Source organism: Herbaspirillum sp. B65, assembly GCF_000333555.1.
Lineage (GTDB): Bacteria > Pseudomonadota > Gammaproteobacteria > Burkholderiales > Burkholderiaceae_D > Herbaspirillum > Herbaspirillum rubrisubalbicans.
Window position 1 is genome coordinate 1 of sequence record NZ_BADI01001239.1, and the last position, 1706, is coordinate 1706.

General features: G+C 61.2%; 3 protein-coding genes. All 3 read right to left on the reverse strand.

What is annotated here, in order from left to right; translation table 11 throughout:
* On the reverse strand, positions 1-863 hold an 863-nt coding region (locus tag I5W_RS28925), incomplete at its 3' end, for an FTR1 family iron permease (protein ID WP_044531846.1).
* A gap of 57 nt (positions 864-920) precedes the next feature.
* A complete protein-coding gene (locus I5W_RS28930) occupies positions 921-1262 on the reverse strand; it encodes a cupredoxin domain-containing protein (protein ID WP_017450258.1) in 342 nt (113 codons plus the stop codon).
* 114 nt (positions 1263-1376) lie between these two features.
* On the reverse strand, positions 1377-1706 hold a 330-nt coding region (locus I5W_RS28935), incomplete at its 5' end, for an iron transporter (RefSeq protein WP_044531847.1).

Consider the following 1706-nt stretch of genomic DNA (forward strand, 5'->3'; position numbering starts at 1 on the left):
CTTTTGCCCTGGGGCGCAGGCTTGGGTTTTCGATAGAGGGCCGAGCATACCACGGCCCAGTAGAGGACGTAGACGATCACCGACAGCAGCGCCGGACGGGCACGGTAGCCAGTCAGGGTCGAGACCAGATTGCCGAAGGTAGACGAATCATCCAGGAAGGACGAGGTATCCCAGAGCTGGCCGGTCAAGGTCATGGTCCAGTTGGCCGAGGCCAGGGCGTCGGAGTTTTCCAGCAGGACGTCGAAGAGCTTTTCCACGCCGGTCACCAACAGACCCGCAGCCAGCAACAGCAGGATCACTTCGGTGACCTGGAAGAAGCGGCGCCAGGAGAAGATCTTGCCGCCCAGTTGCAACAGATAGAAGGTCAGGAAGGCCAGGCCGAAACCGATCACGCCGGCCAGCACCAGCGAGGCCGGGCTGGCATCCTGCTGCCCCAGGCCGATGCCGTAGAGGAACACCGCCGTCTCGCTACCCTCGCGAGCAATGGCCAGCATCACCAGCACGAACACACCCCACCAGTTGCCGCTCTCGTAGCTGGACTGCATGGAGCTTTCCATCTCCTTCTTGAGGGTGCGACCGTGCTTGCGCATCCAGAACACCATCTGCACGATCAGCACCGCCGCGATCAGCACGATGGCGATCTGGAAGTAGGTCTGGGCGTCGCCCGAGAGCAGTTCGGAAAAGCCCAGCAGGGCCGCGCCCAGGGCGGCTGCCAGCACCACGCCGGCCGCCACGCCGCCCCACAGATAGGGGATGCCGCGGCGCGCGCCGACATCGCCGTTTTTCAGCCAGGCATAGAGAATGCCGACCACCAGAAGCGCCTCGACGCTTTCGCGCCAGACGATGAACATGACCTGTCCCATCAAACTTCCCTTCCTGGAAAAACCTGACTTCCGTGTCGCTTGCGTGCGGCCTGGCCCTTACTTGGCCACGATCACGCCCTGCGGCATGTTGAGGTGGAAGTCATCGAAAAACTTGTATTCACCCGGACGCAAGGGGGCGATCACCACGAAGGACTGGGCACCCGGCGCCAGCACCTTTTCCTTGCGCAGTTCGACACTTTCGAACTCGACGGCAGACTTGCCGGTGTTATGTACTTCGATCTTGATGCGCTGGCCGGCCGGCACTTCGATGCGCGGCGGGATCAGCTTGCCGTCCTGCATCTCCAGCTTGAAGGTCGGCAGGTCAGAGGCCTGCACCTGAGCAGCAAGCCCCAGCAAGGCCAGCGCCAAGCAACTGAGACGGACAATTCTTGCGATCATGAAGACTCCGGTAATCCTGAAAAATCACACCGGCCCGCCGCGAACAGTGCGGGCCGGGGTCACATCAATACTGCCTGGTCAACTGGAGCGCATCCAGTAAGCAGCTTAAGCAGTTTAGTAACCGCCCTTCTTGCCGATGCCGGCGAAGGTGAAGTCGTAGTTCAGCTCGAAGGTCTTGAACCACGGGCCGACCCCGGTTTCCTTGTCGACGTGGCGACCGAAGTGCGCATGTTCATTGGCCTGCGGCGAGGAGATGGTGAGCTTCAACTTGTACTTGCCCGGACCTTCGAGCTTGACGTTGTCGCCATAGTGCGGGCCGTCGTTGGCCACCATGGGCATCATGTCGCCCTTGATGGACTTGGTCGAGCCGACCTTGGTCAGTTCGTACTTCACGACCCAGTAGGGCATCCAATCACCTTTCGCGAACCCGTTGGGGTTCTTGGC